We start from the raw sequence: 24,144 nt of genomic DNA, 5'->3' as shown, positions 1-24,144 counted from the left end.
GGAGACACTGAGGACATGGGTGACTGGTGGCAGCGCAACATCATCGAACCGGGGAAACTGCCCCTTCTCCTGGCCCTGACCGCCTTCGTGGTCACGTTCCTGGTCACGCGCCTCATCACCCGCATGATCCGTGCGGGCAAGGGCCCCTTCCGTAACATCGAGACCGGCGACGTCCACATCCACCACGTCGTCCCCGGGGTCCTCCTCACGGTCATCGGCGGTTTCTGCGCGGTGGCCGGCGGCCAGCGCGGCTTCGGCTCGGCCGCCGCCGCGGTGGTCTTCGGGGTCGGGGCCGGCCTGGTCATGGACGAGTTCGCGCTGATCCTGCACCTGGACGACGTCTACTGGACCGAGGCCGGCCGCAAGAGCGTCGAGGTCGTCGTGCTCACCGCCGCGCTGGGCGGCCTGCTCCTGCTCGGCTTCGCACCGTTCGGCGTCAACGACCTCGACGACAACGAGATGCAGAACCGCGGCACGGTGCTCGGCACCATCGCCGGGAACTTCCTCCTCGCCCTGATCGCCCTCTCCAAGGGCAAGGCCCGTATCGCGATCTTCGGGGTGATCATCCCCTTCATCGCCCTGATCGGCGCCATCCGCCTGGCCCGCCCCACGTCCCCCTGGGCGAAGCGCTTCTACCGGCGCCGCCCGCGCGCCCGTGCCAAGGCCCAGGTGCGGGAGTACCACCACGATCGCCGCTGGTCGGGCCTCAGCCGCAGGCTTCAGGACTGGATCGGCGGCGCGCCCGACGCGGACCCCGCCCGGGCCCTGGAACGCCGCTGACGCACCGCCGCCACCGCGCACAGCACCAGCACCGCCGCGATCGCCGCCAGGTGCTCCTTCCCGGCGAGGTTCTCCATCAGCGCGACCTCGACCGCCATCGCCACGATCACCGCCCCGGCGGTGACGTAGGCGCCGTAGCGCCAGCCCAGGAACACGGCGAGGCCCACCACGGCGGCCGACGGCCCGGTGTCCACGACGTGGGCGTCCGAGGCGGGCAGCCCGATCGGGTGGTCCGGGCCGAGCGCGATGCCCACGCGCGCGTACAGGGTTCCGGCGAGGGTCGCGACGTAGGCGATGACGAGGGTCCGCCACCGGCCCAGACAGATCTCGGCGATCCCGAACACGATCAGGATCTGTGCCAGGGCGCCCCACACCGGCAGGTCGAGGGCGGGCACGAACAGCGACAGCGGCGTGCGCAGCAGCGCCAGCCACAGCGGGTCCTCGCCGCGGACGCCCCCGAGGTTCTGCACGACCTGATGACCCCAGGAGCTGTTCTGCACGATCTGCGTCACCCCGGTCAGGCACACGGCCCCCAGCGTCATGGGCAGCGCGCGCCAGCGCCGCTCCACCAACGGCCCCCGCACGGCGAGATACAACGCCCCCCACTCCGCACGGGCCCAGCGACCGAGGGTGTCAGCTCTCACGAACGGTGAGCATATGTCCGTATTCGCCGGGATTCCTGCTCTGTCAGGTCACCCGACAGCGGTTCCGCAACGACGCCCCGAGCCGAGCACGCCCGCAGCCGCCCCCTACTCGGCGCCCACCGACCGGTCGATCCCGTCGGATCCGCCGGACGCCCCCGACACATCGGACCCCTCCGACCCCTCCGACTCCTCCGACCCCTCGGGCTCCGCCGACCTCTCCGGCTTCTCCGGCAGCTCCGCGGCCAGCGCCGCCGCGGCCTGCACCATCGGCAGGGCCAGCAGGCCGCCGGCACCCTCGCCGACCCGCACACCCTGGTCGAGCAGCGGCTCCAGGGCCATCCGGTCCAGCGCCTTGGCCTGGCCCGGCTCGCCGGCGTCGTGCGCGGCCAGCCACCAGTCCGGCGCCCGGAACGCGATCCGCTGCCCCACCAGCGCACAGGCGGCGACCACGACACCGTCCAGCACGACCGGCATCTTGCGCACCGCGCTCTGCAACAGGAACCCCGTGATCGCGGCGAGATCGGCCCCACCGACCGTCGCGAGCAGCTGCAGCTGGTCCCCGAGCACCGGCCGCGCCCGGCGCAGGGCGTCCCGGATCGCCGCGCACTTGCGCATCCACGCCAGGTCGTCGATGGCCAGCCCGCCCCGCCCGGTGACCACGGAGGCGTCGGTCCCGCACAGCGCCGCGACCAGTACCCCGGCCGCCGTCGTCCCGCCGACGCTCACATCGCCGAGCACCACCAGATCCGTACCGGAGTCGGCCTCCTCGTCGGCCACCGCCATCCCGGCCCGGAAGGCGGCCTCCGCCTCCTCGAGGGTCAGCGCGTCCTCGACGTCGATACGGCCGCTGCCGCGCCGCACCCGATGCCGTACGACGGTCTCCGGCAGGGCCTCCTCGTCGCAGTCCAGCCCCATGTCGACGACCCGCACCGCAACCCCGAGCCGCCGCGCGAGCACGGAGACCGGCCGGCCGCCTTCGAGGATCTCCCGCGCCAACTCCCCGGCGCTGCCCGCCGGTCGCGCCGAGACGCCGAGCTCGGCGACCCCGTGGTCCCCGGCGAACAGCACGACCCGCGGTCGTTCGACCGGCCGCACCGGAACGGCGTTCTGTGCCGCCGCCAGCCACTCGCCCAGTTCGTCGAGGCGGCCCAGCGCCCCGGGCGGCACGACCTGACGTTCACGGCGCGCCTCGGCATCACGGCGCACCCCGCTGTCGGGGCGCTCGATCAGGTCGGAGAAGTCGTCGAGATTAAGCGAGCTCATTCGCCGAACAGTACCGGCACCGGTCGAACAGAACGGCGCCCCATGGCCGGCGCGGGATGCGCCACGGCGATGCCGCATCGGCGTGACGTCGTTGCACCCAAGATCGCCATCCCATACGTTCCGTTTTGCAGTGGATTGTCGGGGCATGCTCGCACCGTCCCGCCGTAAGCCCCGCCGTACGCCCCCGTCGTACGCCTCGCGCCCGGGAGCCACCATGACCGCGACCGCCCCCTCCGAACGACGCCGCGCCGACTGCGCGTTCGCCCTCGCCGGATGCCGGGACCACACCTACGTCCCCCGGTATCTGTGGCTGGCGCGCCAGGCGCCGGCCCGTCGCCTCAGAGCCGCGGCCCGCGTGGCGCTCCCCTTCGCCGAACCGGAGAGCTGGCTGGACGTGGGCACGGGCGACGCCCGCTTCCCGCAGGCGGCCAAGGAGGTCTTCCCGTACACGGCGTTCGACGGCCTGGACCCCACCGACCGCGTCCTGCACGCGCGCGTGGCCGAGCGGGTGGAGGAGGCATACGTCGGCCGGCTGACGGACCCCCGCCTCACGGCCCGGCTGCGCACCCGCTACGACGTCGTCAGCATGTTCCGCCACCTGGAGCACACCCCGGACCCCCGCGCCGAACTCCGCGCCGCCCTCACGGTCCTGCGTCCGGGCGGCCACCTGGTGGTCGAACTCCCCAACCCGCACGGCGCGTTCGCCCTGCTGCTCGGCGCCTGGTGGACCCCGCACAGCAGGCCCGGCCATCTGCACCTGCTGCCCCCGCAGACACTCTGCGACGAACTGCGCGCCCAGGGCTGCACGATCGTCTCGGTCGACCGCACCCCGCACACCCCGTACGACTTCGCGGTCACGACCTCACGGCTGCTCAGCGCTCTGCTGTCGCCGTACCTCGCCGTACTCGGCACCCCCCTGATCGCCGCCGCCTGGCTCCTCGACCTCCTCCTGGCCCCCGCCCTACGCCTCACCCCCCTGGCAAACGCCTACCGAGTCATCGCCCGCAAGAACCCGCCCCCCACCCCCTGAACCCACAACACCGGCCCGCGCGCCCGGCGCTGGACGACTAAAAGGGACGGCCGCCGCCTTGGCCGCGCAGCACGAGCGCCTGCCCGGTGACTCGCAGTGCCTGGGCGCTGCCGGGCGATCGCCGTGTTCCGTTCCGTTGCCCGGGCTTGTCGCCCCGCGTCCCGCGCCCGCGTGCCTGGCGTCCCTCTGCGGCGGCCAGGGCGTGGGGGAGTTGTCTGCGTCGCCTTGGCCGCGCAGCATCAACCCCTGTCCGGCGACCACGAGCACCTGCTCGCATCCCCGGCGATCGTCACGTCCGTCGTCCGTCCGGGCTCACCGCGTGCCCGGCCCCCTGTGCCCCCGGCCCTGTGCGTGCGGGCCTGGCCCCCTGCGCGCCCGGCCTGCCTGGCCCACACGCGGGCCTGCCCGGCCCAGCCCCATGCATCTCAGGCGCCCCGTGTTCTCGGGGTTGGTTCCCCGCATCCCCGGCGCCCCGTGTGTCCGCGATCGGCCCCCGCATCCCCCGCGCCCCGTGTGCCCGCGATCGGCCCCTGCGTCCCCGGCCGCTGCCTGCCCGGTCCGTGCCCCTGCGCGCCGCGTGCCCCGGGTGCCCGGCCCGGCGCACCCGCGTGCCCGATGCCCCGCCCGACCGTCGTCCCCCTCCCCGGCGCCGGGCCGCCACAAGCTGCGGACGCGTCCCCTAGTCGCAGCCATCAACGAGTGGCTGTGACCAGCACTTTCACAACAGGCCCTAGCCGCGCAGCACCAGCGCCTGCCCCGCGACGACCAGCAGTACCTGCTCGCACTCCGCGGCGAACGCCGCGTTCAGGCGGCCCAGTTCGTCGCGGTAGCGGCGTCCGGAGGCTGTCGCCGGGACGATGCCCGAGCCCACCTCGTTGGTGACCGCGACCACGGTGCGCCGGGTGGCCCGTACCGCTTCCGTCAGTTCCCGCACCCGCTCCCGCAGGGCCCGCTCGCCGCTCTCCGCCCACACCGCGTCGTCCCACGCGCCCGCCGAGTCCATCGCGTCCGTCAGCCACAGGGAGAGACAGTCGATGAGCAGCGGCGCCCCGTCCTCGGCCAGCAGCGGCACCAGATCGCAGGTCTCGGCCGTACGCCACGACCCCGGCCGGCGCTCCCGGTGGGTGGCGACCCGCGCCGCCCACTCCGTGTCCCCGTTGCGGCTGCCCCCGGTCGCCACGTACAGCACGTCCGGGAAGGACTCCAACCGCCGCTCCGCCTCCACCGACTTCCCGGACCGGGCCCCGCCCAGCACCAGGGTCCGCCGGGGCACGTCCGGTACGTCCTCGTACGCCCCCACCACCAGCGTCTCCCCGTCCGGCACCGCCCGTGCCCCCGCCGCGGCCAGCCGCCGCCGCAACTCGGCGCCCGGCGGTACGTCATGGTCCAGATGGACGGCCACGACATCGGTCGTCGGCCCGATCGCGCCCACCGCCCGCAGCCTGGCCAGGGCGTCCGGCCGGCCCACGACATCGGCGACCACCATGTCGTACATCCCGACGGCCCCCTCCTCCAGCCCGGCCGGCGAGGCCCCCGGCGGCAGATACAGCAGCCGCTGCCCGCCCGGTCCGGTCACCGCGTACCCCGTGCCCGGCGAGTCCATCGCCACCGCCCGCACCCGATGTCCCGTCAGCAGAGTCAGGTCCCGGCCGTCCGGTACCCGGCCCGGCTGCGGCAGCCCCGCGGGCACCTCGACGGCGGGCCCGTCGTGCGGATGCGACAGCAGCACCTGCCGTACGGCGCTCAGCGAACGGCCCGCCCGCGCCGCCGCGAACGCCGCCCCGGGCGTCAGATCGAGCAACAGCGTCCCGTCCACGAGCAGGGCGGTCGCGGCCCGCGCGGCATCGCCGAGCGCGCTCGCGCAGACCGCGCAGGGACAGTCGGGGCGGGGGAGGCCCGTGGGGGCACCGGTGCCGAGGAGAGTCAGTTCCACGTATCCGATTTTCGCCGGTCACCGGGGGACGCGCGTCACGGAGGCCCACCTGGGCGCACGGAAGCCTGGTGAACAAGCCCCGCGGGCCCGCGGGGTCACCCACTGCCCGTGGTCCTTTGACCAGTCACCCGACGGAGCGAATAGGCTCAGTGCTGGGGCCGGGACCATGATCCGGCTCTCAGTCTGCACGTGCTGACACCTGGGAGGCGTACATGGCGGCATGGACGTGGCGGTTCGAGAAGGCCGACGGGGCGGAGGTCCAGCCCGCGGTGCAGCCCGAGGAGTTCACCACCCAGGGCGACGCCGAGTCCTGGATCGGGGAGCACTGGAAGGCCCTTCAGGAGGGCGGCGCGGACCAGGTACGGCTGTTCGAGGACGCCACCGAGATCTACGGGCCGATGAGCCTGCACGCCGAGGTGGCGTAGCCGCTTCGCCGAGCACCACGGGCATGGCGGGGTGAGGGCCGTGTCCCTTCACCCCGCCACCGCCCCCCGCCTACTGCTCGCCCAGCGTCACATCCACCGTGTCCTCATCGCCGTTACGGGTGTACGTCACCGTCGTGCGCTGGCCCGGCTGGTCGTCGGCCAGGGCCTCGGCGAGTGAGGTGATGGTGGTGATGTCCGTGTCCCCGAGCCGGGTGATGACGTCCCCGGGCTCGATCCCGGCCTTGTCGGCCGCCCCGCCCGCCATCACGTCGACGACGGCGACGCCCGCGGCCTGGAGCTCGTCGTCGACGACCGTACGGCCCGTGATGCCGAGCGCCGCCCGGCCCGAGTCGCTGACCCGGCCGTCCTGCACGATCTGATCGGCGATCTTCCGCACCGTCGACGCCGGGATCGCGAACCCGATGCCGGGCGCCGCGCCCTCGCCCGCGCCGGGGTCGGTCGCCGCCAGGGTCGGGATGCCGATGACCCGGCCGTCCAGGTTCACCAGGGCACCGCCGCTGTTGCCCGGGTTGATGGCGGCGGACGTCTGCACCATGTTGGCGATCGTCGCACCCGTACCGCCGTCGTCACCGCCCTCGGTGACGGTCCGTCCGATCGCCGAGACGATGCCCTGCGTCACGCTGGAGGACAGCCCGAGCGGCGAACCCATGGCCAGCACGATCTGCCCGACCTCGACCTTCGAGGAGTCCCCGAACGTCGCCTCCTCCAGCCCCTGCGGCACCCGGTCCAGCTTGATGACGGCGAGGTCCTGCTGCGGGTACGAGTAGACGAGACGCGCGGTGAGCGCGTCCTCGCTGCCCGCCGTCGTCACCCGGAACGTGGTCTCGTTGCCGACGACATGCGCGTTGGTGACGATGTGCCCCTGGTCGTCGTAGACCACCCCCGAGCCCAGATCGCTCTGGGCCTGGATCTGCACGACCGACGGCAGCACGTCCCTGATCACCTTCAGGTAGCCGTTCTCGAGATCGTCGGCCGCCCTGCGCGGCGCGGCGGCCTGCGCGGCCCGTGTGGTCGAGGCGTCCTCCTCCCGGGAGCGCGCGGACGACGCGTCCGTGCACCCCGCCAGCGGACAGAGACAGCACAGCAGCGCGGCGACCGCGACGACCTGGCGCCGGGCAGGCGAACGGCGAGCATCCATGCCCCGAGTCTCGCCGCGCGCACCGGCGTCGGCTTGTGCTGCTCACCCGAACGAGCTCAGCCGCGCACTCCGCACAGATGCAGCAACGCCGCGACACTCCGGTACGGATCCGTCTTCCCGGCCCGCTCCTCGACGGCCAGCAGCGTCGTCAGGTCCGCCTGGGCCCGCTCCTCGTCGGCCGCGGTGTCGGTGAACGCGGTGTCGGTGAACACCCGCACCCCGTACCAGGCGTGCAGCGGCGCCCCGATCCCGGCGAGCGTCGCCGTCAGCTCGGCGAGCCGGTCGGCCCGCCCCTCCAGCCCCGGCCGGGCGTGGGTCGCCCCGTTCGCCTCCGTCCGGGCGTGGGGGAGATGCGCGGTCGTGTCGAAGGCGGCCAGCGCCGCGGCCCAGTCGCCGCCGAGCCCCGGTCGCATGGCCGGCGCGTCGCCGTTGCGCACGAGCAGCGACAGCAGCCCGCCCGGCGCGAGCATCCGGGCCAGGCCGGCCAGCAGCGGATCGGGCTCCTCGACATACATCAGCACGCCATGGCACAGCACGACGTCGAAGCTGCCCGGCAAAAAGTGCACACCGGTGTCCCGGCCGTCCCCCTGGACGATACGGACCCGTTCCCGGATCCCCTCCGGCTCGCCCGCGAGCTCCCCCCGGGCCGTCGCGATCAGCTGCGCGTCCTGCTCGACACCGGTCACCTGGTGCCCGGCCCTGGCCAGCCGCAGCGCCTGGGTGCCCCGGCCCATCCCGACGTCGAGCACCCGCAGCCGCCGCCCCACCGGGAACCGTCCGGCTATCTGCTCGTCGAGCTGCCGGGCCACCAGCTCCTGTCGTACGACATCACGCAGCCCACCTGGCTCGTTCAGCCGGGCATCGGCCGCACCCCCGGGAAAAGCGGTTGTGCTCAGGGCCGCTCTCCGCGCTTGACCTGCGGCTTCGGCAGCCGGAGCCGACGCATCTGCAGGGAGCGCATCAGCGCGTAGGCCACCGCGCCGCGCTTGTTGTCGTCGGGGAAGCGCTGCGCGAGCTGCTTCTTGATCCGGACGCCGGTGACGACCGAGTCGAGCACGATCAGCACGATCACGATGAGCCACAGCAGCAGCGCGATGTTCTGGAGCGACGCCACCCGGACCATGCTCAGCACGAGGATGACCACGGCCATCGGCAGGAAGAACTCCGCGATGTTGAAGCGCGAGTCGATGAAGTCACGCGCGAACTTGCGGACCGGACCCTTGTCACGGGCCGGCAGATACCGCTCGTCGCCCCCGGCCAGCGCCTGGCGCTGCTTCTCCAGGGCGGCCCGGCGCTCCTCGCGCTGGCGCTTGGCGGCCTCCTTGCGCGTCATCGACGTGTTGGCCACGCTGCGACGCTGCGACTGGGCCGCACTGCGCTTGGGCGTGGGGCGGCCCTTCGGGGCTTCGGGGTGACGGGTCTGAGTGGAGTCGGTCACCAGCGCCTTGTCGGCGTCCTGGGCCTTCTCTTCCTTGGCACGGCTACGGAACACAAAACCCAAGGGTACGGGGTGGCGGGGCATGGACGTCAGCCCGGCGGGGAACGATCCGGCAACGCCAGTCGTCGTAGGGGGACAGAGGGACGGCGCAGACGGTCCGTCCGGCACCCGGGAGTCACCTACTCCTCACGCCGGAGCAGGAGCGCAGGCAGTCGTCCTTGGGGATGAGCGCATCCGTCCCCGAACAGTGCGTCAATGGATGCAGGGCCCGTACTGTGGGTTCTGTCGCAGCAGCTGGAGCTGGAGTCCGTCAGAAGGGGGCGCGCGAAGCCCATGAGCGGTGTCATGAAGCGTATGGGGATGATCTTCCGCGCGAAGGCGAACAAGGCCCTTGACCGGGCCGAGGACCCGCGCGAAACCCTCGATTATTCGTACCAGAAGCAGCTGGAGCTGCTCCAGAAGGTCCGCCGTGGCGTAGCCGACGTGGCCACGTCCCGCAAGCGCCTGGAACTCCAGCTCAACCAACTCCAGCAGCAGTCGTCGAAGCTGGAGGACCAGGGCCGCAAGGCGCTCGCGCTGGGCCGTGAGGACCTGGCCCGTGAGGCGCTGTCCCGCCGCGCCGCCCTCCAGCAGCAGGTGACGGACCTGGAGACCCAGCACGCCACGCTCCAGGGCGAGGAGGAGAAGCTCACCCTCGCGGCGCAGCGCCTTCAGGCGAAGGTCGACGCCTTTCGCACCAAGAAGGAGACGATCAAGGCCACCTACACCGCGGCCCAGGCCCAGACCCGCATCGGCGAGGCATTCTCGGGCATCTCGGAGGAGATGGGCGACGTCGGCCTGGCCATCCAGCGCGCCGAGGACAAGACGGCCCAGCTCCAGGCCCGCGCCGGAGCGATCGACGAGCTGCTGGCCTCGGGCGCCCTGGACGACCAGTCCGGCATGCACAAGGACGACCTCCAGGCCGAGCTGGACCGGCTCTCCGGTGGTACGGATGTAGAGCTGGAACTCCAGCGCATGAAGGCCGAGCTCGCGGGAGGCTCGTCGTCGCAGCAGGCGATCGAGGGCGGCACCGGCCAGGCGCAGTCCCAGCCGCAGTCCCAGCAGCAGCCGCAGGACACCCCGCGCTTCGACAAGCAGTAGCCGACGGCGGGGCCCACGCCGAGGAGGGCGCGATGGGCGACATGATCGTCCGGATCATGGGTGAGGGGCAGGTGAAGCTGTCCGACAGCCACCTGCCCGAGCTGAACAAACTCGACGACGAGCTCCTGCGCGAAATGGAGAACGGCGACGGTCCGGGCTTCCGCCGCACCCTCGCCGCCCTCCTCGCCAAGGTCCGCGAACTGGGCGACCCGCTGCCCGACGACTCCCTGGAGCCCTCGGAACTCATCCTGCCGTCGCCGGACGCGACCCTGGAGGAGGTCCGGGAGCTGCTGAGCGACGACGGCCTGATCCCGGGGTGAGACCGTCCGGCCCGTCCGGACCGGCGAACCCGTCCGACCCGTCCGACCCGTCCGGACCGGCGGGTTCTCCAACCCGTCCGACCCGTCCCGCGTTCGCGGACAAGACCCTTGAGGGCAGGAGCGAGGGTCCGGGGGCGCGCCGGGCCCGGGCGCCCGCCCACCGTTACGCCGCGCACGACACGAGGACGTCCAGTTGGCCCCCGCTCCGAGCCCCGCATGGGAACGCGCCAGGCGTCACCTCAAGGCGCACCCCATGGCGCTGGACGCGGCGCTCGCGGTCGCCGTACTGGCCTGCATGGTGGCCGGCTCGTTCGTGGACCCGCACGGAGACAGCGGCGTCAGCTGGGGCCTGCGCACCCCCGACGCCCTGAGCCTCGTACTGATCACCCTCGCCTCCGCGGCCCTGGTCTTCCGCCGCCGCGCCCCCATCACGGTGCTCGCCCTCACCGGCGGCGTCTCCCTCGTCGAGTCCGTCACCGGCGACCCCCGCGCCCCCGTGGCCATGTCCGCGGTCATCGCCCTCTACACCGTCGCCTCCACCACCGACCGGTCCACCACCTGGCGCGTCGGCCTGCTCACCATGACCGTGCTGACCGGCTCCGCCATGCTCGCCGGCCCGCTGCCCTGGTACGCCCAGGAGAACCTCGCCATCCTCGCCTGGACCGGCATCGGCGCCACCGCCGGCGACGCGGTCCGCAGCCGCCGTGCCGTCGTCGCCGCCATCCGCGAACGTGCTGAACGAGCCGAGCGCACCCGCGAGGAGGAGGCCCGCCGCCGGGTCGCCGAGGAACGCCTGCGCATCGCCCGTGACCTGCACGACGTCGTCGCCCACCACATCGCCCTGGTCAATGTGCAGGCCGGAGTCGCCACCCACGTCATGGACAAACGCCCCGACCAGGCCAAGGAGGCCCTCGCCCACGTACGCGAGGCCAGCCGCTCCGCGCTCAACGAACTCCGCGCCACCGTCGGCCTGCTGAGACAGTCCGGCGACCCCGAGGCCCCCACCGAACCCGCCCCCGGTCTCGAACGCCTCGACGAACTCGCCGGCACCTTCCGCAGCGCGGGCCTCCAGGTCGAGGTCGCCCGCGCCGACCAGGGCACCACGCTCCCCGCCGCCGTGGATCTGGCCGCCTACCGGGTCATCCAGGAGGCCCTCACCAATGTGCAGAAGCACGCGGGCCCCGGCGCCAAGGCCGAGGTGAGCGTCGTCCGGGTGGGCCCGAACGTCGAGATCACCGTCCTGGACGACGGGGCCGGCGACGACGAACCCCCTGCCGGCGGCGGCCACGGCCTGCTCGGCATGCGCGAACGCGTCACTGCCCTGGGCGGCACCCTCACCACCGGCCCGCGCTACGGCGGCGGCTTCCGCGTCCACGCGATCCTGCCGGTCAAGGGCCGCGCGGGCACGACGGAAGACACCGGATGAGTGGGCGGCGGAACTCCCGGGCACCCCGCGGAAGTTCATATGAAGCCAAGCCGTCCGCCCCACGCCCCGCCGAGGATCCCGCATGACCATCCGCGTCCTGCTCGCCGACGACCAGGCCCTGCTGCGCAGCGCCTTCCGTGTGCTCGTGGACTCCGAGCCCGACATGGAGGTCGTCGGTGAGGCGTCCGACGGCTCGGAGGCGGTGCGGCTGGCCAAGGAGCAACGGGCGGACGTCGTTCTGATGGACATCCGGATGCCCGGCACCGACGGCCTCGCCGCCACCCGCATGATCAGCGCCGACCCCGCCCTCGCCCAGGTCCGCGTGGTCATCCTGACCACCTTCGAGGTCGACGACTACGTCGTGCAGTCGCTGCGCGCCGGCGCCTCCGGCTTCCTCGGCAAGGGCTCGGAACCGGACGAGCTGCTCAACGCCATCCGCATCGCGGCAGGCGGCGAGGCCCTGCTCTCCCCGGCCGCCACCAAGGGTCTGATCGCCCGCTTCCTCGCCCAGGGCGACACCGCGGACGGTGAGCGCGACACCGCGGGCGCCGAGCGGCTCGACGCCCTCACCGGGCGGGAGCGCGAGGTGCTGGTCCAGGTGGCCGGCGGGCACTCCAACGACGAGATCGCCGAGCGCCTCGAGGTCAGCCCGCTGACCGTGAAGACGCACGTCAACCGGGCCATGTCCAAGCTCGGCGCCCGCGACCGGGCGCAGCTGGTGGTGATCGCGTACGAATCGGGGCTGGTCCGTCCAAGGGTGGAGTGAAGCCGAAGCGGTGTACTGCACCCGGAGTATGCGCCGCATAAGGAAATGGACCTGGGGCCTAGGAAACCGGGCTCCCGGATGGCTCAGGGTGTAGGGACGGGCGCTCACATGTGTGTCACGGACGCCCCTGCCACTTCTGCCGCTCACAGAAGAGAGACCCTGACCCATGTCCTGGCTGTCCAGGTTCAGCCTCGCCCAACGCGCCCTCGTCGGCCTGATCTCGATCATCGCGCTGGCCTTCGGGGCGATCGCGATACCCCAACTCAAGCAGCAGTTGCTGCCCTCCATCGAACTGCCCATGGTGTCCGTGCTCGCCCCCTACCAGGGAGCGTCGCCGGACGTGGTCGAGAAGCAGGTCGTCCAGCCCATCGAGGACAGCCTCGAAGCCGTCGACGGCATCACCGGCGTCACCGCCACGGCCAGCGAGGGCAACGCCGTGATCATGGCGTCCTTCGATTACGGCCCCGACAACAAGCAGCTCGTCGCGGACGTCCAGCAGGCCGTCAACCGGGCCCGCGTCCAGCTGCCCGACGATGTGGACCCGCAGGTCATCGCCGGTTCCACGGACGACATCCCGACCGTCGTCCTCGCCGTCACCTCCGACCGGGACCAGCAGGCCCTGGCCGACCGGATCGAGCGCACGCTCGTGCCCGACCTGAAGGACATCGACGGCGTCGGCCAGGTCACCATCGACGGCGTACGCGACCTCCAGGTCACCGTGACCCCCGACGACGCGAAGCTGGCGAAGGCGGGCCTGACTTCGGCGGCCCTCGCCGAAGCCCTCAAGGCCGGCGGCGCCACCGTCCCGGCCGGCTCCTTCGACGAGGACGGCGGCAATCGCACCGTCCAGGTGGGCGGCGGCTTCACCTCGCTGGAGCAGATCAAGGACCTGATGGTCAAGGGCGAGGACGCCGACAAGCCCGTCCGCCTCGGTGCGGTGGCCACCGTCGAGCAGCAGCCGGCCCCGGCCGACTCCATCACCCGCACGGACGGCAAGCCGTCCCTCGCGGTCGCGGTCACCATGGACCGCGACGGCAGCGCGGTCGCCATCTCGGACGCGGTCGAGGACAAGCTCCCCGAGCTGCGCAAGGACCTCGGCGCCGACGCCACGCTCACCGTGGTCAGCGACCAGGGCCCGGCGGTCGCGAAGTCCATCGACGGTCTGACGACCGAGGGCGCGCTCGGCCTGCTCTTCGCGGTCCTCGTCATCCTGGTCTTCCTCGCGTCGATCCGCTCGACGCTGGTGACGGCCGTCTCCATCCCGCTGTCGGTGGTCCTCGCGCTGATCGTGCTGTGGACCAGGGACCTGTCCCTGAACATGCTGACGCTCGGCGCGCTCACGATCGCCATCGGCCGGGTGGTCGACGACTCGATCGTGGTCCTGGAGAACATCAAGCGGCACCTCGGCTACGGCGAGGAGCGCGAGGAGGCCATCCTCAAGGCGGTCCGTGAGGTCGCCGGCGCCGTCACCTCCTCCACCCTCACCACGGTCGCCGTCTTCCTGCCGATCGGCCTGGTCGGCGGCATGGTGGGCGAGCTGTTCGGCTCGTTCAGCCTGACCGTGACGGCCGCGCTGCTGGCGTCGCTGCTGGTCTCGCTGACGGTCGTACCCGTCCTGTCGTACTGGTTCCTGCGCCCGCCCAAGGGCACACCCGAGGACGCCGAGGAAGCGCGCCGGGTGGCGGAGGAGAAGGAGGCGAAGAGCAGGCTCCAGCGTCTCTACGTCCCCGTCCTGCGGTTCGCGACCCGCCGCCGGCTCACCAGCGTGCTGCTCGCGATCGTCGTCCTCGTCGGCACGTTCGGCATGGCGCCGCTGCTGAAGACGAACTTCTTCGACCAGGGCGAGCAGGAAGTCCTCACCGTCAAGCAGGAGTTGAAGCCGGGCACGAGCCTGGCGGCGACCGATGAACAGGCCCGGCGCGTCGAGCGGCTGCTCGCCGACACCAAGGGCGTCAAGGACTACCAGGTCACGGTCGGCTCGTCCGGCTTCATGGCGGCCTTCGGCGGCGGCACCGACACCAACCAGGCGTCCTACCAGGTGATGCTGGAGGAGTCGGCGTCGTACGAGGACGTGCAGGACCGCATCGAGTCGGGTCTGAAGAAGCTCGACGGCATCGGCACGACCACCATCGCCGCCGGTGACGGCTTCGGCGCCCAGGACCTCAGCGTGGTCGTCAAGGCGGCCGACCCGACGGTGCTGCGCAAGGCGTCCGAGGAGGTCCGCAAGGCGGTGGCCGGCCTGGACGACGTCACCGACGTGACCAGCGACCTGGCGCAGAGCGTGCCGCGCGTTTCCGTGAAGGCCAACGACAAGGCGGCTGCCGCGGGCTTCGACCAGCAGACCCTCGGTCTCGCCGTCGCCCAGGCGGTGCGCGGCAACACGGCCGCCCAGGCGACGATCGACGACACCGAGCGGGACATCGTCATCAAGTCGGCCAAGCCGGCGAAGACCCTGAAGGAGCTTCAGGCGCTGCGCCTCGGCCCGGTGAAGCTGGGTGACATCGCCGAGGTGAAGCTGGTGGACGGCCCGGTCTCGATGACCCGTATCGACGGCCAGCGCGCCGCCACGATCACGGCCAAGCCGACCGGCGACAACACGGGCGCGGTGAGCGCGGCCCTCCAGTCCGAGATCAACGGCCTGACGCTCCCGGCGGGCGCGACGGCCTCGATCGGCGGTGTCTCCGAGGACCAGGACGAGGCGTTCGCCAACCTGGGCCTGGCGATGCTGGCGGCGATCGCGATCGTCTTCATGCTCCTCGTGGCGACGTTCCGCTCCCTCGTCCAGCCCCTGATCCTGCTCGTGTCCATCCCGTTCGCGGCGACGGGCGCGATCGGCCTCCTGGTGGCGACCGGCACCCCGATGGGCGTCCCCGCGATGATCGGCATGCTGATGCTGATCGGCATCGTGGTGACGAACGCGATCGTGCTGATCGACCTGATCAACCAGTACCGCAGCCAGGGCTACGGCGTCGTCGAGGCGGTCATCGAGGGCGGTCGCCACCGCCTGCGCCCCATCCTGATGACGGCCCTGGCGACGATCTTCGCCCTGCTGCCGATGGCGCTGGGCGTCACCGGCGAGGGCGGCTTCATCGCCCAGCCGCTGGCGGTGGTGGTGATCGGCGGTCTGATCACGTCGACCATGCTGACCCTGCTCCTCGTCCCGACGCTCTACACGATCCTGGAACTCCGCAAGGAGCGCCGGGCGAAGAAGCGTGCGGCGAAGCGGGCGAAGAAGGCGGGGACCCCCGCCGAGCCGACGTCGGCTTCGGACGAGCCGGAGACCGCGTCCGTGTGACCGGCCCCATCCCGAAGGAGGCCGGGTACCGAACCGTCGAGGGTTCGGTACCCGGCCTCCGCCGTTGTGCCGTGATGTGTCCCGAGCGCTCCACGCCCCCCGCGCGGGCGCTTAAGGCAGCGCCAGCATCCGCTCCAGCGCCAGCTTCGCGAACGCCTCGGTCTCCTTGTCGACCTCGATCCGGTTGACGAGATTGCCCTCGGCCAGCGACTCCAGGGCCCACACCAGGTGGGGGAGGTCGATGCGGTTCATGGTCGAGCAGAAGCAGACCGTCTTGTCGAGGAAGACGATCTCCTTGCCCTCGGGCGCGAAACGGTTCGCCAGGCGGCGGACCAGGTTCAGCTCGGTGCCGATGGCCCACTTGGAGCCGGCCGGGGCCGCCTCCAGGGCCTTGATGATGTACTCCGTCGAACCGACGTAGTCGGCGGCGGCCACCACCTCGTGCTTGCACTCGGGGTGGACCAGGACATTGACGCCCGGGATGCGTTCGCGCACGTCGTTGACCGAGTCGAGGCTGAAGCGGCCGTGCACCGAGCAGTGGCCGCGCCACAGGATCATCTTCGCGGCGCGCAGCTCGTCGGCCGTCAGCCCGCCGTTCGGCTTGTGCGGGTTGTAGACGACGCAGTCCTCCAGCGACATGCCCATGTCGCGGACGGCGGTGTTGCGGCCGAGGTGCTGATCCGGCAGGAAGAGGACCTTCTCGCCCTGCTCGAAGGCCCAGTCCAGGGCCCGCTCGGCGTTCGAGGAGGTGCAGATCGTGCCGCCGTGCTTGCCCGTGAACGCCTTGATGTCCGCGGACGAGTTCATGTACGAGACGGGCACGACCTGCTCGGCTATGCCGGCCTCGGTCAGCACGTCCCAGCACTCGGCGACCTGCTCGGCCGTCGCCATGTCGGCCATCGAGCAGCCGGCGGCGAGGTCGGGCAGGACGACCTTCTGGTCCTCGGAGGTCAGGATGTCCGCGGATTCCGCCATGAAGTGCACGCCGCAGAAGACGATGTACTCGGCCTCCGGGCGGGCGGCGGCGTCGCGGGCCAGCTTGAAGGAGTCGCCGGTGACATCCGCGAACTGGATGACCTCGTCGCGCTGGTAGTGGTGGCCGAGCACGAAGACCTTGTTGCCGAGCTTCTCCTTGGCGGCGCGGGCGCGCTCGACCAGGTCCGGGTCGGACGGCGACGGCAGGTCACCGGGACACTCGACACCGCGCTCACTCCTGGGGTCGGCCTCACGGCCGAGCAGCAGCAGGGCGAGGGGCGTCGGCTGTACGTCGAGCTCCTGGGTCTGGGCGGTGGTCACGACACGCACCCTTTCTGTTCTGCGGCTCGCCGGGACCGGTAGGACCGGGCCCGGCGGGTCAAGCGGGACACCTTCATCGACTTCTCGTCGATTTGACGCTATCTATCATAACCGGTTCACGTCAGTTTGACGATGGCCATCATGTCGATGTGACGTGAATCCCGGTGACGGGCCCGCGTATTCCCCGACACCGCGTCGGTGCCTTCCGCCACGCGACGTTTTCCGCTTCGCACGCCGTGTGCGAGCATGAAGAAAGACGGAAAGACAAGCGCCCGGCCCCGGAATGAATCCGCGGCCCCGCCGGTTGCACTCGTCGGCAAGCAGTCTCCGTACAACCCGGGAGAGATGTAGATGTCCGTATCGGACGAGACCAGCACCGCCACCGACGGCATCATCCTGAGTGACGCCGCCGCGGCCAAGGTCAAGGCCCTGCTCGACCAGGAAGGCCGCGAAGACCTCGCGCTGCGTGTCGCCGTTCAGCCCGGCGGCTGCTCCGGCCTGCGCTACCAGCTCTTCTTCGACGAGCGCTCGCTCGACGGCGACGTCGTCAAGGACTTCGACGGAGTCAAGGTCGTCACCGACCGTATGAGCGCCCCGTACCTGGGCGGCGCGTCCATCGACTTCGTGGACACGATCGAGAAGCAGGGCTTCACGATCGACAACCCGAACGCGACGGGCTCCTGCGCCTGCGGCGACTCCTTCAGCTGAGCGCGGCTGAGCGCCCGGCCGAGTCCGGCTGACGCAAGGAAAGGCGGCGACCCCCTCCGACGGGGCCGCCGCCTTCCTGTGTCCGCGAGCCCTTACCGGGCCCCGGACGTCTGCGGCGCGTCCGGCAGCTTGCTCCCCGGCTTCTCCAATGGGACCGCCTGGCCGTCCGTGCCCACGACCTTGCGGTCACCGAGCGGCTCGTCGAGCTGCACGGTCTTGTGGAACACCTTCGCGATCATGATGCAGACCTTCTCCGGCTGCGAGGTCTCGGTCACCCGGACCGTCACCTCGTCGCCGCTCTCGTCGACCGTCACCTTGTAGTCGGCGCAGACCCCGCCCGTGAAGGTCACGGTCAGCTCGCGGCCGTCCACCGTGTAGCCGTCGACCGTCACATTCCGGGTGACGGGCTCCGACGTCGGGTCGTCCTTCGGCCCGCTCGGCCGCGGGGTCGGCTGCCCCGTCGGCTCCTGCGACGGCGTGGCCGAGGTCAGGTACTCCGGGTCGATCGCCGGATGCGTCACCGTGAAACTGTCCTGCGCGCCCGGCGTACGCACCTCGAACAGCCAGGACGGCACCAGCGCCTGCCGGGCGTCCACCTGGTGCGCGGCCAGCCCGAACACCGCCTTCTCGACCGTGACGGTGTCCTTCGCCGGCGCGCCGGTCGACGCCTCGGCCCCGCACGGCGCCTCGGGCCGGTCCTTCAGCGGGGCGGTGCTGGCGCAGCCCCCGATGTCCGTGCGGTGGCCGGCTCCCGGCGCCGCGTTCATCAGCCCGAGCGTCTTCTCGGCATCCAGCACGGGGTACGTGTTCCCCTTCACCGGCGCCTTCAACTGGCCGCTCCCGCCGACCACCGTCCCGTCGGCACCCACCGTCACGCCGGTCGTCCAGCCGTAGGTGGGCAGACCGTCGATCACGGGGTTGGCGTTGACCACCCGCTGGGAGCCCATCAGCTGGCTCGCGTCGCGCTTCGCGTCACCCTGACCCACCGCCTCGAGCACCGGTGCGGCGGCCTTCAGCGCGGCCTCCTCGCCGACGGGGTCGGCGGCGGCCGTGCCGGGTGTCTTGTTGCAGACGGTGGTGCTCCGGCAGTTGTCGCCGCCAGGGGCGTAGCGGTGGAACGACCAGGTTCCCGGCGCCTGCTTGTTCACCTGGAGACTGGGACCGGCCCCGTCCTTCGTGCCGACACGCCAGGTCTGCCCCTGTGCCACCGGCGTCCCGTCCACCCCGAGCGCCTCGGCCAGCCGCGCCACCTCGGCCTTGCCGACCTCGCCCCCCGCTCGGTACACCGGCGCCGAGCCGGGCCCGTCCGGGAGCTCGCCGTCGGCCTCGTAGGTCACGCCGTAGGGGTTGGGCTCCCCCGGCGCGATGCCGCCCGTGCCTCCGGAGTCGCCCCCGGTGTAGCCGTCCAGGCGGAGCGGCGGGGGAGTGTCGGCGCCGGGCGCGGAGGAGGCCGTACCGCCGTCCGAGCCCCCGGACGCGTTCGCGGCGAGATACGCCCCGCCCCCGCCGACGAGCAGCACGGCGGCGGCGACGGAGGCGATGACGGCGGGGGAGCGGCGCCGGCCGGAACGGGCGAGTTCACCCTCGCCGGAGGCGGAGGCGGAGGCGGAAGGGGAAGCGGAAGCAGCGGCTCCCTCCGCTCCGTAGTCACCACCCGGCGTGACGTCATGGGCCTGCGCGACGTCACCGGCCTCCTCGCCGGGGCCTTCCTGCTCACCGGCCCCTTCGCCGGCGCCTTCCCCCTCGCCGGCACCCGCCCGCTCACCTGCGTCGGCGGCGGCGGAGCCGCTCCGCTCGGCCTCGGCCCCGGTCTCCCCGCCGTCGGCCCCGCTCTCCCCGCCGTCCCGCTCACCCTCGGCCGCCGCGCCAAGAGCCTCGGTACCAGCGGCGCCCTTCTCCTGCCGGGCGTCCCGCTCCTCGGCGGAGCCGTCGGCGCCCGTGTCGTCGTTCTCGGGTCGCTCGGTGTTCACCGCATCGCTCCTTCGGCTGCGCACATGTCCCATGACCCTGACCAGACCCTGTCAAAAAGGTCGGTCCGTCGGGTCGTATCCCGCATCCCCTTTACGGGGGACAGCGATGGGACGCAGCGGGGGAGCGCGCGGTTCCCTGAAAGGCGCCGATCCGGCCGCCGGAGCCGGACGAGCCGCCGTGCTTCGATCGGCCCCCGGTCAGTCGCCGTAGTCCGACATGGCGTCCAGCAGCCGCGCCGACCTCGGTGGCACGGTGACCCCATGGATGAGTGACAGGGGGACCGGGCGGGGAAGGACGCGGTCGGGGGCGGCCCAGTGGGGTGCCATCCGCGCGCAGTCGCCGAGCAGTGACGCCAGGCCGGTCTCGGGGTCGGCCGGGGCGGGGGCGTGGACCTCGAATTTCGTCATAGGGCACCGTAGACACGCCAGAGCCTGCGAAGAAAGATCTACTATCGGGTAGTTTTGGCCACTTCAGCGACCCCGTCACGAACGGTAGCGTGGACTGTCAACCCAACCTCCCCGCAGGAGACTCCACGCCGTGCGCATCGCAGTCACCGGCTCCATCGCCACCGACCACCTCATGACCTTCCCCGGCCGCTTTGCCGACCAACTCGTCGCGGACCAGCTGCACACGGTCTCGCTCTCCTTCCTGGTCGACAATCTGGACGTACGCCGGGGTGGCGTAGGCGCGAACATCGCCTTCGGTATGGGCCAGCTGGGCACACAGCCGATCCTCGTCGGCGCCGCCGGCTCCGATTTCGACGAATACCGTGCCTGGCTGGACCGGCACGGCGTCGACACCGGCTCGGTCCGTATCTCCGAGACCCTGCACACCGCCCGCTTCGTCTGCACCACCGACGCCGACCACAACCAGATCGGCTCCTTCTACACGGGTGCCATGAGCGAGGCCCGCCTGATCGAGCTGAAGACCGTCGCGGACCGCGTCGGCGGCCTCGATCTGGTCCTCATCGGCGCCGACGACCCCGAGGGCATGCTCCGCCACACGGAGGAGTGCCGCTCCCGCGAGATCCCCTTCGCCGCCGACTTCTCGCAGCAGATCGCCCGCATGGACGGCGACGAGATCCGGATACTGCTCGACGGAGCGACGTACCTCTTCTCGAACGAGTACGAGAAGGGCCTCATCGAGACCAAGACCGGCTGGACGGACGAGGAGATCCTCGGCCGGGTCGGCCACCGCGTCACCACCCTGGGCGCGCGGGGCGTGCGCATCGAGCGGGCGGGCCAGGACCCGATCGAGGTCGGCTGCCCCGAGGAGGAGCGCAAGGCCGACCCCACGGGCGTCGGCGACGCGTTCCGCGCCGGGTTCCTGTCCGGACTGGCGTGGGGGGTGTCCCTGGAGCGTGCGGCGCAGGTCGGCTGCATGCTGGCGACGCTCGTCATCGAGACCGTCGGCACCCAGGAGTACCAGCTGCGCCGGGCGCACTTCATGGACCGCTTCACCAAGGCGTACGGGGACACCGCCGCCGAGGAGGTCCGCAAGCACCTCGGCTGAGGCCGGGTGCGTGCGACCACGCGTCTGGCTCGGCGGGTTCGTTGTCGGGTGCGGGTGCGAGGGGGCTGGGCCGGTCGCTCAGCCCCCTCCGCGCACCCGGGGTGGGTCAGACAATCCGGCGGACCGAATACACCGTTCCCTTCTCCGCCGGCTCCTCGCCCACGTACTCCTGCCCCCGCATCTCGCACCACGCCGGGATGTCCAGGCGGGCCGCCTCGTCGTCCGACAGGACCCGCACCAGCCCGCCCACCGGCACGTCCCCGATGACCTTCGCCAGCTCGATGACGGGGATCGGGCAGCGCTTGCCGAGGGAGTCCACGACCAGGACGTCCTCGCCCCGTACGGCCCGCTCCGGCACCGGCGCCCCCAGCTTCTCCCGCACCGCGGTCACCGCAACGGGCAGCACCTCCAGGAACCGCTCGACGTCCTCCGCGGCGGTCCCGAACGGCAGGGACACCCGTACGTTCCCCTCGCTCAGCACGCCCATCGCCCTCAGCACATGGCTGGGCGTCAGCGTGCTGCTGGTGCAGGACGAGCCGGAGGAGACCGAGAACCCGGCACGGTCCAGTTCGTGCAGCAGGGCCTCTCCGTCGACATAGAGACAGGAGAAGGTGACGATGCCGGGCAGCCGTCGCTCCGGATCGCCGACCACCTCCACATCCGGCACCAGCTCCGGCACCCGCGCCCGGATCCGCTCCGTCAGCTCCCGCAGCCGTACCGCCTCTTGGGCCGCCTCCGCCCGCACGGCCCGCAGTGAGGCCGCCGCGGCGACGATCGCCGGGATGTTCTCGAACCCGGCCGCCCGCCCCGACTCCCGCTCGTCGGCAGGCCCTTGCGCCGCGAACCGCACCCCCTTGCGCACGACGAGCAGCCCGACCCCCGACGGACCGCCCCACTTGTGCGCGCTCCCCGCCAGCACCGACCAGGCGCCCTCCACCGGTCCCCACCCCAACGACTGCGCCGCGTCCACCAGCAAGGGCACCCCCGCCTCCTGGCACGCGGCGGCCACCTCCGCCACCGGCTGCTCGGTGCCCACCTCATGGTTGGCCGACTGAAGGCACGCCAGCGCGGTGTCCGCCCGAAGGGCCCGCGCATACGCCCCCGCGCCCACCGCCCCGCCCCGGTCCACAGCCACCTGGGTGACCGACCCCCCATCGGCCTCGTGCGCGTCAGCCGCATGGAGCACAGAGGAGTGTTCGACGGCGGACACGATCAGGTGACGCCCGATCCGCCGGCGTCCCGCCAACACCCCCGCGACACCCGTGTGGACGGCCCGGGTGCCGGAGGGCGTGAACGTCAGCTCGTCCGGCCGGCAGCCCACCGCCTCGGCAGCCGCCTCCCGGGCCGCGTCCAGCAGCAACCGCGCCCGCCGCCCTTCCCGGTAGAGGCGTGCCGGATCAGCCCACCCCTCATCGAGGGAAGCCTGAAGAGCCTGCCTGGCAACAGGGTGAAGAGGAGCACTGGAAGCAGCGTCGAAGTAGCCCACACATCAACGCTAAATGGTCCTTCGACCGAGGCGCCCCAAAGCGGCGCGGGCCTGCGACATCAGCGGCTCCGCCGCGGGGCGCGACAGGCCGCGACGGGCCCTCAGCCGCCAATCAAGCGAACACCCCACCCCACTAGGCCCCCCTCCCCGCGAACCCCTGGAAGGCGTCGGCTAGGGTTTGGTCCGCATAAACATCCAAACCCCTGCCCGACGCAGGGCGGCGACCGACCAGCGAGAAGGCCAGGCCGCAGCCGATGCGCGCGGGCGAGACTCTCGGGAAGGCGCTACGTGAGTCCCAACGGCTCCGACCGCTCGCCGCGGCGCCCGATGCGGCGGAAGCTGCTGCAGGCAATGACCGCGGGCCTGGTCCTGGCGACAGCCACCGGTTGCTCGTACAACTGGGAAGACTTCCCCCGCCTTGGTATGCCCACCCCGACCACAGAAGAGGCTCCGCGGATCCTCTCGCTGTGGCAGGGTTCCTGGGCGGCTGCGCTCGCCGTCGGCGTGCTGGTGTGGGGTCTGATCCTGTGGAGCGCCATGTTCCACCGGCGCAGCCGCACCAAGGTCGAGGTCCCTCCGCAGACCCGGTACAACATGCCCATCGAGGCGCTGTACACGGTGGTCCCGCTCATCATCGTCTCGGTCCTGTTCTACTTCACGGCCCGCGACGAGTCGAAGCTTCTCAGCCTCAAGGACAAGCCCGACGTCACCGTCAACGTCGTCGGCTTCCAGTGGAGCTGGTGCTTCAACATGGTCGAGAGCGTCGAGGGCTCCACCGGCGACGCCAAGACCTCCAAGGACCTGGACGCGATCCCGGACCGCTTCAAGGAGGACTTCCCGGCGAACGCCGGCGGTGTGTACGACTGCGGCACCCCCGGCACCAAGAACCCGCAGACGGGCAACCCGGGCCCCACCCTGTGGCTGCCCAAGGGCAAGACGGTCCGCTTCGTCCTCACCTCGCGGGACGTCATCCACTCCTTCTGGGTGGTGCCGTTCCTGATGAAGCAGGACGTCATTCCGGGCCACACCAACGCCTTCGAGGTGACCCCCAACCGTGAGGGCACCTTCATGGGCAAGTGCGCCGAGCTGTGCGGCGTCGACCACTCCCGGATGCTGTTCAACGTGAAGGTCGTCTCCCCCGAGCGCTACGAGCAGCACCTCAAGGACCTCGCCAAGAAGGGGCAGACCGGTTACGTTCCCGCCGGCATCGCGCAGACGAGCCACGAGAAGAACCGGGAGACGAACAACCTGTGAGCATCCTCAACGAACCCCAGGGTGCCGCGGCAGCTGAGGACTCGTACGAGAACGAGCTGCCGGTCAGGCGCCGGCAACCCGGCAACGTCGTGGTCAAGTGGCTCACCACCACCGACCACAAGACGATCGGAACGCTGTACCTCGTCACGTCGTTCGCGTTCTTCGTGATCGGTGGCGTGATGGCGCTGCTCATGCGCGCCGAGCTGGCCCGTCCCGGCATGCAGATCATGTCGAACGAGCAGTTCAACCAGGCGTTCACGATGCACGGCACGATCATGCTGCTGATGTTCGCGACGCC

Annotated in this window: 22 protein-coding genes; 12 read left to right on the top strand and 10 right to left on the bottom strand. The window is 71.7% G+C overall.

All coding sequences use genetic code 11. From position 1 onward, the window contains the following. The first annotated feature begins 15 nt into the window (after positions 1 to 15). Positions 16 to 780: a hypothetical protein gene (locus tag ACHBTE_RS23905; protein WP_394726100.1), complete on the top strand. Its 765-nt coding sequence runs from the start codon at positions 16 to 18 to the stop codon at positions 778 to 780. Here ACHBTE_RS23905 and ACHBTE_RS23900 read toward each other — a convergent pair. Further along, positions 720 to 1,424 carry a hypothetical protein gene (locus tag ACHBTE_RS23900; protein WP_394726099.1) on the bottom strand — a complete coding sequence of 235 codons (705 nt, stop codon included), beginning with the start codon at positions 1,422 to 1,424 and terminating at the stop codon, positions 720 to 722. The genes ACHBTE_RS23905 and ACHBTE_RS23900 overlap by 61 nt on opposite strands. A 105-nt stretch (positions 1,425 to 1,529) precedes the next feature. Next, positions 1,530 to 2,687, bottom strand: a complete 1,158-nt coding sequence (gene cobT, locus ACHBTE_RS23895; RefSeq protein WP_394726098.1) for a nicotinate-nucleotide--dimethylbenzimidazole phosphoribosyltransferase — start codon at positions 2,685 to 2,687, stop codon at positions 1,530 to 1,532. A 214-nt stretch (positions 2,688 to 2,901) separates the two neighbouring features. Between cobT and ACHBTE_RS23890 the strand changes: the two genes are divergently transcribed. Next, positions 2,902 to 3,717, top strand: a complete 816-nt coding sequence (locus tag ACHBTE_RS23890; RefSeq protein WP_394726097.1) for a class I SAM-dependent methyltransferase — start codon at positions 2,902 to 2,904, stop codon at positions 3,715 to 3,717. 730 nt (positions 3,718 to 4,447) lie between these two features. Here ACHBTE_RS23890 and ACHBTE_RS23885 read toward each other — a convergent pair. Then, complete coding sequence (locus tag ACHBTE_RS23885) at positions 4,448 to 5,650, bottom strand: bifunctional adenosylcobinamide kinase/adenosylcobinamide-phosphate guanylyltransferase (protein WP_394726096.1); 1,203 nt, start codon at positions 5,648 to 5,650, stop codon at positions 4,448 to 4,450. 212 nt (positions 5,651 to 5,862) lie between these two features. Here ACHBTE_RS23885 and ACHBTE_RS23880 point away from each other — a divergent pair, with 212 nt between their 5' ends. Next, a complete protein-coding gene (locus ACHBTE_RS23880; protein ID WP_394726095.1) occupies positions 5,863 to 6,075 on the top strand; it encodes a hypothetical protein in 213 nt (70 codons plus the stop codon). 70 nt (positions 6,076 to 6,145) lie between these two features. Here the strand turns inward: ACHBTE_RS23880 and ACHBTE_RS23875 are convergent, their stop codons facing one another. The 3 genes from ACHBTE_RS23875 to ACHBTE_RS23865 form a co-directional block, all read right to left on the bottom strand. After that, positions 6,146 to 7,234 carry a S1C family serine protease gene (locus ACHBTE_RS23875; protein WP_394726094.1) on the bottom strand — a complete coding sequence of 363 codons (1,089 nt, stop codon included), beginning with the start codon at positions 7,232 to 7,234 and terminating at the stop codon, positions 6,146 to 6,148. Positions 7,235 to 7,290: 56 nt separating this feature from the next. Continuing rightward, positions 7,291 to 8,043: a class I SAM-dependent methyltransferase gene (locus ACHBTE_RS23870; protein ID WP_394726093.1), complete on the bottom strand. Its 753-nt coding sequence runs from the start codon at positions 8,041 to 8,043 to the stop codon at positions 7,291 to 7,293. 83 nt (positions 8,044 to 8,126) lie between these two features. Further along, on the bottom strand, positions 8,127 to 8,756 hold the full coding sequence (locus ACHBTE_RS23865; protein ID WP_394726092.1) for a DUF3043 domain-containing protein: 630 nt from the start codon (positions 8,754 to 8,756) through the stop codon (positions 8,127 to 8,129). 249 nt (positions 8,757 to 9,005) lie between these two features. Here ACHBTE_RS23865 and ACHBTE_RS23860 point away from each other — a divergent pair, with 249 nt between their 5' ends. From ACHBTE_RS23860 to ACHBTE_RS23840, 5 genes are all read left to right on the top strand, one after another. Further along, the gene (locus ACHBTE_RS23860) at positions 9,006 to 9,812 is read left to right on the top strand and encodes a PspA/IM30 family protein (protein WP_394726208.1); all 807 of its coding nucleotides are present in this window, start codon (positions 9,006 to 9,008) and stop codon (positions 9,810 to 9,812) included. A 41-nt stretch (positions 9,813 to 9,853) separates the two neighbouring features. Next, positions 9,854 to 10,132, top strand: coding sequence for a hypothetical protein (locus tag ACHBTE_RS23855; protein ID WP_388800485.1), 279 nt, complete (start codon positions 9,854 to 9,856; stop codon positions 10,130 to 10,132). 253 nt (positions 10,133 to 10,385) lie between these two features. After that, a complete protein-coding gene (locus ACHBTE_RS23850) occupies positions 10,386 to 11,558 on the top strand; it encodes a sensor histidine kinase (RefSeq protein WP_394726091.1) in 1,173 nt (390 codons plus the stop codon). An 82-nt stretch (positions 11,559 to 11,640) separates the two neighbouring features. Further along, the gene (locus ACHBTE_RS23845) at positions 11,641 to 12,324 is read left to right on the top strand and encodes a response regulator (protein ID WP_394726090.1); all 684 of its coding nucleotides are present in this window, start codon (positions 11,641 to 11,643) and stop codon (positions 12,322 to 12,324) included. A 166-nt stretch (positions 12,325 to 12,490) separates the two neighbouring features. Beyond that, positions 12,491 to 15,619: an efflux RND transporter permease subunit gene (locus ACHBTE_RS23840; RefSeq protein WP_394726089.1), complete on the top strand. Its 3,129-nt coding sequence runs from the start codon at positions 12,491 to 12,493 to the stop codon at positions 15,617 to 15,619. A gap of 111 nt (positions 15,620 to 15,730) precedes the next feature. Here the strand turns inward: ACHBTE_RS23840 and nadA are convergent, their stop codons facing one another. After that, positions 15,731 to 16,915 (bottom strand): quinolinate synthase NadA, encoded by a 1,185-nt coding sequence (gene nadA / locus ACHBTE_RS23835; RefSeq protein WP_394726088.1) that lies wholly within the window; start codon positions 16,913 to 16,915, stop codon positions 15,731 to 15,733. Between the two features lie 351 nt (positions 16,916 to 17,266). On the opposite strand from nadA, the gene ACHBTE_RS23830 reads away from it, so the two are divergent. Further along, positions 17,267 to 17,623 (top strand): iron-sulfur cluster assembly accessory protein, encoded by a 357-nt coding sequence (locus ACHBTE_RS23830; RefSeq protein WP_351201280.1) that lies wholly within the window; start codon positions 17,267 to 17,269, stop codon positions 17,621 to 17,623. Positions 17,624 to 17,715: 92 nt separating this feature from the next. Here the strand turns inward: ACHBTE_RS23830 and ACHBTE_RS23825 are convergent, their stop codons facing one another. Both ACHBTE_RS23825 and ACHBTE_RS23820 read right to left on the bottom strand, forming a co-directional pair. Next, the gene (locus ACHBTE_RS23825) at positions 17,716 to 19,593 is read right to left on the bottom strand and encodes a hypothetical protein (RefSeq protein WP_394726087.1); all 1,878 of its coding nucleotides are present in this window, start codon (positions 19,591 to 19,593) and stop codon (positions 17,716 to 17,718) included. 198 nt (positions 19,594 to 19,791) lie between these two features. Then, complete coding sequence (locus tag ACHBTE_RS23820) at positions 19,792 to 20,001, bottom strand: hypothetical protein (RefSeq protein ID WP_394726086.1); 210 nt, start codon at positions 19,999 to 20,001, stop codon at positions 19,792 to 19,794. 130 nt (positions 20,002 to 20,131) lie between these two features. Here ACHBTE_RS23820 and ACHBTE_RS23815 point away from each other — a divergent pair, with 130 nt between their 5' ends. Beyond that, positions 20,132 to 21,106, top strand: coding sequence for a carbohydrate kinase family protein (locus ACHBTE_RS23815; protein ID WP_394726085.1), 975 nt, complete (start codon positions 20,132 to 20,134; stop codon positions 21,104 to 21,106). Positions 21,107 to 21,212: 106 nt separating this feature from the next. On the opposite strand, the gene ACHBTE_RS23810 is transcribed toward ACHBTE_RS23815, so the two are convergent. Then, the gene (locus tag ACHBTE_RS23810) at positions 21,213 to 22,592 is read right to left on the bottom strand and encodes a cysteine desulfurase/sulfurtransferase TusA family protein (protein ID WP_394726084.1); all 1,380 of its coding nucleotides are present in this window, start codon (positions 22,590 to 22,592) and stop codon (positions 21,213 to 21,215) included. Between the two features lie 288 nt (positions 22,593 to 22,880). On the opposite strand from ACHBTE_RS23810, the gene coxB reads away from it, so the two are divergent. Both coxB and ACHBTE_RS23800 read left to right on the top strand, forming a co-directional pair. Next, the gene (gene coxB, locus ACHBTE_RS23805) at positions 22,881 to 23,846 is read left to right on the top strand and encodes a cytochrome c oxidase subunit II (RefSeq protein WP_394726083.1); all 966 of its coding nucleotides are present in this window, start codon (positions 22,881 to 22,883) and stop codon (positions 23,844 to 23,846) included. After that, positions 23,843 to 24,144, top strand: a 302-nt coding sequence (locus ACHBTE_RS23800) for a cbb3-type cytochrome c oxidase subunit I (protein ID WP_394726082.1), incomplete at its 3' end; no start/stop codon positions are given. The genes coxB and ACHBTE_RS23800, both read left to right, overlap by 4 nt.

The sequence above is a fragment of the Streptomyces sp. M41 genome, assembly GCF_043673425.1.
In the GTDB taxonomy this organism is placed as follows: domain Bacteria; phylum Actinomycetota; class Actinomycetes; order Streptomycetales; family Streptomycetaceae; genus Streptomyces.
This window is presented reverse-complemented; position numbering and strand designations above follow the sequence as displayed.

What these genes read in the sequence shown, in the direction of transcription:
- ACHBTE_RS23850 (WP_394726091.1), top strand. Translation starts at nt 10,386, where the DNA reads ATGGCGCTGGACGCGGCGCTCGCGGTCGCCGTACTGGCCTGCATGGTG.
- ACHBTE_RS23860 (WP_394726208.1), top strand. Translation starts at nt 9,006, where the DNA reads ATGAGCGGTGTCATGAAGCGTATGGGGATGATCTTCCGCGCGAAGGCG.
- ACHBTE_RS23875 (WP_394726094.1), bottom strand. Translation starts at nt 7,234, where the DNA reads ATGGATGCTCGCCGTTCGCCTGCCCGGCGCCAGGTCGTCGCGGTCGCC.
- ACHBTE_RS23845 (WP_394726090.1), top strand. Translation starts at nt 11,641, where the DNA reads ATGACCATCCGCGTCCTGCTCGCCGACGACCAGGCCCTGCTGCGCAGC.
- ACHBTE_RS23890 (WP_394726097.1), top strand. Translation starts at nt 2,902, where the DNA reads ATGACCGCGACCGCCCCCTCCGAACGACGCCGCGCCGACTGCGCGTTC.
- ACHBTE_RS23865 (WP_394726092.1), bottom strand. Translation starts at nt 8,756, where the DNA reads ATGCCCCGCCACCCCGTACCCTTGGGTTTTGTGTTCCGTAGCCGTGCC.
- ACHBTE_RS23905 (WP_394726100.1), top strand. Translation starts at nt 16, where the DNA reads ATGGGTGACTGGTGGCAGCGCAACATCATCGAACCGGGGAAACTGCCC.
- ACHBTE_RS23855 (WP_388800485.1), top strand. Translation starts at nt 9,854, where the DNA reads ATGATCGTCCGGATCATGGGTGAGGGGCAGGTGAAGCTGTCCGACAGC.
- cobT (WP_394726098.1), bottom strand. Translation starts at nt 2,687, where the DNA reads ATGAGCTCGCTTAATCTCGACGACTTCTCCGACCTGATCGAGCGCCCC.
- ACHBTE_RS23820 (WP_394726086.1), bottom strand. Translation starts at nt 20,001, where the DNA reads ATGACGAAATTCGAGGTCCACGCCCCCGCCCCGGCCGACCCCGAGACC.
- ACHBTE_RS23830 (WP_351201280.1), top strand. Translation starts at nt 17,267, where the DNA reads ATGTCCGTATCGGACGAGACCAGCACCGCCACCGACGGCATCATCCTG.
- ACHBTE_RS23840 (WP_394726089.1), top strand. Translation starts at nt 12,491, where the DNA reads ATGTCCTGGCTGTCCAGGTTCAGCCTCGCCCAACGCGCCCTCGTCGGC.
- ACHBTE_RS23880 (WP_394726095.1), top strand. Translation starts at nt 5,863, where the DNA reads ATGGCGGCATGGACGTGGCGGTTCGAGAAGGCCGACGGGGCGGAGGTC.